The 8,253-nt window shown below is 60.2% G+C and carries 7 protein-coding genes; all 7 read right to left on the minus strand.

The annotated features are described in order from the left end of the window. Positions 1–172: 172 nt before the first annotated feature. Positions 173–1,072 carry an XdhC family protein gene (locus tag E1297_RS06045; RefSeq protein ID WP_209015662.1) on the minus strand — a complete coding sequence of 300 codons (900 nt, stop codon included), beginning with the start codon at positions 1,070–1,072 and terminating at the stop codon, positions 173–175. A gap of 19 nt (positions 1,073–1,091) precedes the next feature. After that, positions 1,092–2,294 (minus strand): VWA domain-containing protein, encoded by a 1,203-nt coding sequence (locus E1297_RS06050; RefSeq protein ID WP_155135260.1) that lies wholly within the window; start codon positions 2,292–2,294, stop codon positions 1,092–1,094. A gap of 3 nt (positions 2,295–2,297) precedes the next feature. Continuing rightward, complete coding sequence (locus tag E1297_RS06055) at positions 2,298–3,179, minus strand: MoxR family ATPase (RefSeq protein ID WP_155135262.1); 882 nt, start codon at positions 3,177–3,179, stop codon at positions 2,298–2,300. Positions 3,180–3,318: 139 nt separating this feature from the next. Continuing rightward, entirely contained in the window at positions 3,319–5,739 is a 2,421-nt protein-coding gene (locus E1297_RS06060; protein ID WP_155135264.1) for an aerobic carbon-monoxide dehydrogenase large subunit, read from the minus strand. Next, positions 5,736–6,236 (minus strand): (2Fe-2S)-binding protein, encoded by a 501-nt coding sequence (locus E1297_RS06065; RefSeq protein WP_368669469.1) that lies wholly within the window; start codon positions 6,234–6,236, stop codon positions 5,736–5,738. Before E1297_RS06065 ends, E1297_RS06060 begins: the two co-directional genes overlap by 4 nt. 32 nt (positions 6,237–6,268) lie before the next feature. Beyond that, positions 6,269–7,135: a xanthine dehydrogenase family protein subunit M gene (locus tag E1297_RS06070; protein WP_368669468.1), complete on the minus strand. Its 867-nt coding sequence runs from the start codon at positions 7,133–7,135 to the stop codon at positions 6,269–6,271. Between the two features lie 335 nt (positions 7,136–7,470). After that, positions 7,471–8,253: LytTR family transcriptional regulator DNA-binding domain-containing protein (locus E1297_RS06075; RefSeq protein WP_196223214.1), on the minus strand; the 783-nt coding region annotated here is incomplete at its 5' end.

Raw genomic sequence — 8,253 nt, forward strand, 5'->3', positions numbered from 1 at the left:
CCACAGATCTGAAGCAGGCTATCAAATTGCAGGTTGGCGGGTCCGATGCAGCAGGCATGGACGGCCGCCAGAAACACGGTCAAGGCACTCCCGGTTCCAAGGGCGAGCATGAGGGATTTGTCCGCGCGTAGTTCATGGGCCGTTGACGATGCGCATCGTATTAGCAGTCCGGTCATGATGTCCTTTCCCGGGTCTTTTGGCTGTCTGTCGTTTCTAGGGCCTGCCTCTGGTCTTGACGCCGGACTTTCAGGAGTTCGGCCAGAATTGACAGGGCGATTTCCTCTGGTGTGATGGCGCCGAGATCCAGACCGGCGGGGCCCTTGATCCGGTCCAGTACGTCTGGTGTATGCCCGGCGTCTTTCAGCTTCTTGCAAAGCGCTTCCGTCTTGCGCCGGCTGCCGACAAAGGCGAGGTACCGTGAAGCAAGCGGAAGGGCTGCGGCGAGCGCTGCAAGGTCGCCCTTGCCCTGGGTCGAGACCACCAGAAAACGCAGGGCGTTGCTTTCGGGAACCGCGTCATATCCGGGAATCACTGTGTGCTTGTTCTGAAAAAGCCAGTGATCTTCCGGCGGGGCACAAGCAATGCAATCGAAACCGATTGCCGGAGCAAGTGCCGAGAGGGCAAGAGCAACCGGGCTTGCACCAAAGATCACCAGTTCGGGCCGTGGCAGGACCGGTTCTATAAAAATATCCATGGTACCCTGACTGGGGCACATGTTCTTTGCGAACTGGACGCCTTCGCGCACGTCCCCCGGTGCGACCCCGTGTTCTGCCAGCAGGTCTTCGGGCTGGATAGAAACCAGTCGGGTTTCTCCGTCAATCAGGGCTGCCTGTGCCGCCTTGATCACGGCCGCACGGGCGCAGCCGCCGCCAATCCATCCGCCTTGTATGGTGCCGTCCTTGAGAATGACGGCCTTGGCGCCGGCTTTTGCAGCCGTAACCGAGATCGTTCGCACAACTGTTGCCAGGACGTAGGGATGATGCGCTTCCTGCAGGTGCTTTGTCAGGTCGGGGAGGCTGTTTGGAAGCACCGGTGCATGGGGTGCGTCTGCTGCCGGGTCCGTGTGTCTCATCTGCGTGTCTCCCATCGCCTCACAGCCTCGCCAGATAGGGTTCGATGCTCGCGAGGCTGTCGAGATTGTGGGCGGGTGCGAACAGATCGATATGGGGCAGGGCGGCCTGCATGCCGTCTGTTGCTGGCTCGTAGCCGTCCCAGCCGATCATCGGGTTCAGCCAGATGATGCGTTTGCAACGCCGCCGCAGCTTCTGGAGTTCCTGCCCAAGATGATACTGGGTCCCGGTATCGTAGCCGTCCGACAGGATCATCACGCAGGTTCTGGAATGGATCACCCGGGCGGCGTGCCAGCGGTTGAAATCGGCCAGCGCGCCGCCAATCCGGGTTCCGCCGCCAATCCCCTGCGCCATCAGTCCGAGGCGATCGAGCGCCCGCCCGGCATCGCGCTCGGCCAATGCGGAGGAGACATGAACCAGTCTTGTGTGGAACAGGAAAGCTTCAGCTTCCCGGAAATTGTCGAGAAGACCATGGACGAAGCGGGTGAAGATCCCTGTGTAGCTGTTCATTGACCCGGAGGCGTCAAGCAGGATCACAAGCTGCAATTGCCGTTCGCGAGGTCCCTTGCGCACGAGGTCGATTGGCGTGCCACCATGCGATATTGAATGGCGGATTGTCCGGCGCAGATCCAGCTGTGCCCCTTTCCGTTTTTGCCGCTCGCGCCGCGTGAGTCTCACCCGCATGGCCCTGGCGAGTCGCTCGGCAAGCGCATGAGCGCGGGCGAGTTGGTCCGGATCGTTGATCATTCGGACATCTGTCTCGCCGAGATTTTCGACAAGGCTTGCGCCTTCGCGGCGGCCTGCCGGGGTTTGGTCGCTGTTATCCTCGTCGTCTTCGCCCGGTTGCCGTTCGACGTCGCTTGGGAGCGCGTCCTGCCGGTTGCTTTGCGCGTCCATCAGCTCTCGAATGGTTTTCGCGCCGGGCTTCCGGCTGGAGCCGGACAGTCTGACACCGGATTTCACGCCTTTGCCGAGCCAGTAAGCCTCGAACAGTTCGTCGAACTTCTGCCAGTCCGACAGTCGTCCACAAAACAGGGCCCTGAACGCGGGTTTGAGTGTCGTGTGCCTGCGGGCGAACGGTGTTGCGAGAAGCCGGAGCGCGTCTTCGCTTTCGCCGAGCCCGGCCTTGAATCCGCTGTCGCGCAACGACTGCAGGAATCCTGCTAGCCTCAGCCGGAGGGCCGGGCCAATATCTGCGATGGTTTCAAGGGCGCGGTCCGGCATGGCTCAGGCAACCTTTCCAAGCAGCCTGTCGGTGACCTGACGCGTGATGCGGGCTGTGTCTTCCCGCGTCTTCAATACGCACGCAAGCGTCTCGAACACGAGGTCCCGGCTGTCGTGCAGGTTTCCGGCTCCCAGTCCCAGAAGGGCCGCAGCCCAGTCAATGGTCTCCGCGACACCTGGAACCTTGGCGAGGTCCTCCTTGCGCAGCTTGCCCATCAGCTCTGCAATCTGGAGGGCAAGCGCTGCATCGATCCCCTCCAGTCTGGCCAGCAGGATCCGGGCCTCCCGGTCCGGGGCCGGATAGTCGATATAGTGGTAAAGACAGCGGCGGCGCAGCGCATCGGAGAGTTCCCGTGTGCCGTTGGACGTCAGCACAACGCGGGGAATGCTGGTCGCCGTGACCGTTCCAAGCTCGGGGATCGACACCTGAAAATCCGACAGGAGCTCAAGAAGGAAAGCCTCGAACTCTTCGTCGGCGCGGTCGATTTCGTCAATCAGCAGAACTGGCGGCCGATCTTGCCGGATCGCGGCCAGAAGCGGGCGTTCCAAAAGGTATTTTTCGGAAAACACGGCTTCTTCGACCGCGTCCGCATCGGCACCTGAGCCTTCACGTGCCTTGATCGCCAGCAGTTGGCGCTGGTAGTTCCATTCGTAAATGGCATCGGGCCGGTCCAGCCCTTCATAACATTGAAGCCGGATGAGGTCCGTGTTCTCCAGTTTGGCGAGCGCCTTGGCGACTTCGGTCTTGCCGACGCCTGCCTCGCCCTCCAGAAGCAAGGGGCGGTTCAACATCTCGGTCAGGACAAGTGCGGTCGCGAGCCCGTCATCGGCGATATAGCCGGTTTCCGCGAGGGCTTTTGCCAGTTGTTCCTTGGTCTTTGTCATCTTGAACCGTTTGCTGCCGGATTTTTTCCAAGGCGAATTCGCAAGCCCCAGAGCCCCAGAGTCGCAGTGCCCCAGAGCCCCAGAGCCCCAGTGACAAGTGACCGGCCCGCCGCAAATTTTAAGCGGGCTGGCCGGTTTTCTAACCGTGTGCTCCCAAGTCCTTGGCCGCTTGCCACACCCGCCAGGCATCATGGGGCATTTGGATATGCGTGTTGCCCAGGAACTGGAAAGCATTATTGACCGCGTTGGAGAATGCCGGAACGCCGCCGACATTCGGGCTCTCGCCGACGCCCTTTGCGCCGATTGGATGATGCGGACTTGGCGTGACCGTATAGTCCGTCTCCCAATGCGGCGTTTCGACAGCCGTGGGCAGGAAGAAATCCATGAAGGATGCGCCCATGACATTGCCCATGTCGTCGTAGCGGATTTCCTGGCCCATCGCGATGGCGAAGGCTTCGGTCAGGCCGCCATGCACCTGTCCCTCGATGATCATCGGGTTGATGCGCGTGCCGCAGTCATCAAGGGCGTAAAAGCGCCTAGTCCTTGCAACGCCAGTATCGACATCAATGTCCATGACGCAGATATAAGCGCCGAACGGGTAGGTCATGTTGGGTGGATCATAGTAGCTGACCGCCTCAAGACCCGGTTCCATGCCCGGAGGCGGGGCGTTGTAGGAGGCCCAGGCGATTTCCTTCATGGTCTTGCGCGCTTGGGGATTGCCCTTGATCTGAAACCCGTCAACGTCCCATTCAAGGTCGTATTCCGAAACCTCCAGCATGTGGGCCGCAATCATCTGCGCCTTGTTCCGGATCTTTCGCGCAGCCAGTGCGATGGCAGCCCCTGCCACCGGCGTGGACCGTGACCCGTAGGTGCCCAGACCGTAGGGCGCCGTATCGGTATTGCCTTCCTCGACCGTGATATCATCCGCCGGGATGCCGATTTCGGTTGCAATGATCTGCGCCCAGGTGGTTTCGTGGCCTTGACCCTGGCTCTTGGTGCCCATGCGCGAAATCACAGAGCCGGTCGGATGGACCCGGATTTCAGCGCTGTCGAACATGGCAACGCCCAGAATGTCGCAGTTCTTGGACGGGCCCGCCCCGACAATCTCGGTGAAAAAAGAAATGCCGATGCCCATGATTTCGCGGGTTTCCCCACGCTTGAAAGCCTCTTGCTTGGCTTTTTGCTCTTTCCGCAATGCGTGGTAGTCGACCGTCTCCATCGCCTTTTGCATGGCGGTATGATAATCGCCGCTGTCATATTCCCAGCCGAGTGCCGAGTGGTAGGGGAACTGTTCTGGCTTGACGAAGTTTTTGATGCGCAGATCTGCCGGATCCATGCCGAGCTTTTGCGCCAGAATGTCCATTGCCCGCTCAATGCAATAGGCGGCTTCCGTCACCCGGAAGGAGCAGCGATAGGCAACACCACCGGGGGCCTTGTTTGTGTAGACCCCGTCGACCAACAGATGGGCGGCCGGGATGTCATAGGACCCGGTGACGATGTTGAAGAAGCCGGCCGGCCACTTGGACGGATCGGCACAGGCATCAAAACCGCCGTGATCGGCGAGCACATGCACTTTCAGACCGGTGATCGTGCCGTCGCTTTTGGCGGCAATTTCCGCTGTCATGTGGTAGTCGCGGGCAAAGGAGGTGGTGGAGAGGTTTTCCATCCGGTCCTCGACCCATTTCACCGGAACGCCGGTGACGATCGATGCCACGATCGAGCAGATGTAGCCCGGATAGGCGCCGACCTTGTTGCCGAACCCGCCGCCGATATCTGGCGCAATCACATGGATCTTGTGTTCCGGGATGGTCGAAAGAAGCGAGGCGACGGTGCGGATCACGTGGGGCGCCTGAAAGGTGCCCCAGACGGTCAGCTCGCCTTTCACCTTGTCCATCGAGGCAATGCACTGGCATGTTTCAAGCGGTGAGGGGTGGGTGCGGTGATAGGAAATCAGTTCCTTGATGGTGACGTCGGCATCGGCGAACGCCCTCGCGGTTTCATCTTTGTCCCCAACTTCCCATTCGAAAATGTGATTGTGATGTTTGCGCGGGCCATGTGCGCCTTCGCTCTTGCCGTCCAGATCCGGGCGCAGCACCGGCGCATCCGGGTCCATGGCCTTGAACGGGTCGGTCAGAACGGGCAGCTCTTCATATTCGACCTCGACCAGCTGGATCGCATCATCGGCAATATATCGGTTTTCCGCGACCACAAAGGCGACTTCTTGATTCTGGTAGAGCACCTTGCCATCGGCGAGCACCATCTGGACATCGCCGGCGAGTGTCGGCATCCAGGCCAGATTGACGCCCTTGAGATCTTCTGCCGTCAGAACCGCAATCACCCCTGGCAGTTTCAGCGCTTCAGCGGCGTCAATGCTGACGACCTTCGCATGCGGGTAAGGTGAGCGCACGAAGTCGCCAAACACCATGCCGGGCAATTTAACGTCGTCGACATATTGGCCCTTGCCTTGTGTGAAACGGATGTCTTCGACGCGCTTGCGCTTGCAGCCCATGCCTTCCAGGGCGGCCTCGCGCTGTTCCCGTGTCGGGGTCATGTCATTCATTCTGCAGCCTCCTGAAAGTCTTCGCCGTTCAGCTTGGCAGCGGCATATTGGATCGCCTTGACGATGTTCTGATAGCCGGTGCAACGGCAGAGGTTTCCGGAAATGCCCATCCGGATTTCATCCTCGCTCGGATTGGGGTTCTCTTTCAGCAGCACATGGGCGCGCATGATCATGCCCGGCGTGCAATAGCCGCATTGCAGGCCATGCATCTGGCGGAAGCCTTCCTGAAGGGCCGACAGGGTTCCGTCCGGATTGGCCATGCCTTCTATGGTTGTCAGTTCGGCGTTGTTGGCCTGGGCGGCAAAAAGCGTGCAGGCCTTCACCGACATGCCGTTCATGTCGATGGTGCAAGCACCGCAATGGGACGTCTCGCATCCGATATGCGGGCCGGTGAGGTTCAGCTCTTCCCGCAGGAAATGGATCAGAAGTGTGCGCGGCTCGACAAAACGCTGCACTTTCTTGCCATTGACGGTCATGGTGACCGGAACCTGCTCGATATCGCTCATCACGTTTCTCCTTCGGGCCCGGTTCAGGCGTTTGCGCGCTCAGCTGCGCGGGCAAGTGCCCGCTGCATCATGACACCGGCCATTTTTGTGCGGTATTCTGCCGGACCCCGCCCGTCTGAAGCCGGGTCGGTAATGGCTTCGGCAGCGGCAACAGCTCGGCTGATCGTGTCTGCATCCAGCGTTGATCCGGTCAGCAGGCGGCTTGCGTCGGCTGCGTAAAGCGGAGTGTCGGCGACGTTGGTCAAGGCCACGGAACAGGTCTCGACCGTCGTGCCGCTCATGGTCAGGATGACGGCTGCCGCGGCAGTGGCGTAGTCACCGACCTTGCGCTTCAGTTTTTCATAGGCATAGCCATGTCCCGCAGGCGGAACGGGGACCTTGACCGCGCTCAGCAATTCCTCGGGGGCGAGGGCGGTAAAATAGGCTGCTTCGTAGAAATCACGCGCTTTGACCTCGCGCTCCCCGTCCGGTCCGGTCAGCACATAGGACGCGTCGAGGCACTGCATCAGGCCCGGCATGTCATTGCCCGGGTCGCCATTTGCAACATTCCCTCCGAGCGTCCCCATGTAGCGGATTTGCGGATCGGCAATCAGCAAGGATGTTTCGCTGATGATCGGCAGTTTCGCGCTCAACAGCTCGGAATTGATCAGCTCGTGCTGGGTGGTCATCGCACCGATGGTTATGACGTTCTCGTCCTCCGACATCCCCTTGAGCGCTGCAATGCCGCCAAGATCGACGAGATGCTCGGGCGCTGCCATGCGCAATTTCATCATGGGGATCAGGCTGTGCCCGCCGGACAACGGTCTTGCTTCGTCGCCATGATTTGCCAGTATCGCCACGGCTTCAGCCACCGAAGATGGCCGATGATAAGTGAATTCGCCAGGAATCACGTTTCTCTCCCTCGTCACGCAATCCGGTTTCGGACTGGTGCCGGAAGACATTGGCTCCTCCCAAAGAACTTGTGTGTTCCGGCACGTGAAATTGGCGGCCTTTTCGAGGCTTCCATTGCGTCACGACAGAATGCGGATTGGTGCGGCGCACTCACAAGCGAACCTGCACGAGTTGCGTTACGGAATGCACCAGTGACGGCCGCTCTTGCACGAACAGCGTAAGTGGACCTGACGTATTTCACGCAGAAAACGGATGCAGCGGAGTGCTGACCGACGATCGGCGAGCGCGGGAATTGGGGGCAACCGGTCGGTTCTCCAGAATCTGACCAAAATCCCTACTGAGCGGCGTCCGGCTGGTTTTTGAGGTCTGCCTTTTCCAACCGGACGGTCAACCGGGTCCGGACCCGCCGCCATCGGGCGCGGCTTACCGGAACGGTGGCCGTGTCCTCTCCGCCCAGAACAAGCAGGCCGCCATCGCCGGCACGCCGTAAACTCACGACACGGCTCAAATTGACGATATGACTGCGATGCACCCGCGAAAACAGTTTCGGGTCCAGCTGGTGTTCCGCTTCGCTGATCGATAACGGACAAAAGAACTCGCGGTGGCCATCATAGAGCCGCGTGTAGTGGGCATCTGCATGGATCGCGACGACATCCGTGGCCCTGATCTGGCTCCGGTGTCCGTCGCTTTCGATCGGTAGGGTCTGGTTTGTGGTGTTGGCGGAGGCGCGGGCTGTTGAGCTGGCTGATTGAAGACCCGAGGCCGGGCGGTTGACTGAACCGGTTTCAATACCCTTGTTTGGTGTAGCGTCCCTCTCATAAAGTGCGGGCTCTGACAACGGGGGCTCGCGCAGAGACGGGGTGCCGGTTGTGTTTTCCGTTGGTTGGGTCAGAGATTTTTTCGATGGGACAAGAGCCAGAAGAAAAAGCCCGGAGACCAGAAACGCGACACAGGACACCAGTATAGCCAGCATGCCCGGGCTCAGCGCAGGCGCGGTTCCGGTTCCTTGGAAAACAAGAGCTGAGTAGGTCGTTCCGGCCATGGCCGTATAGTGCATGGCGGAGATGGCAAGTGCGAGGACGAGTGCGGACAGCACGATTGGCGGGCGGCGGCCCTT

It is taken from the genome of Roseibium sp. RKSG952 (assembly GCF_009711355.1).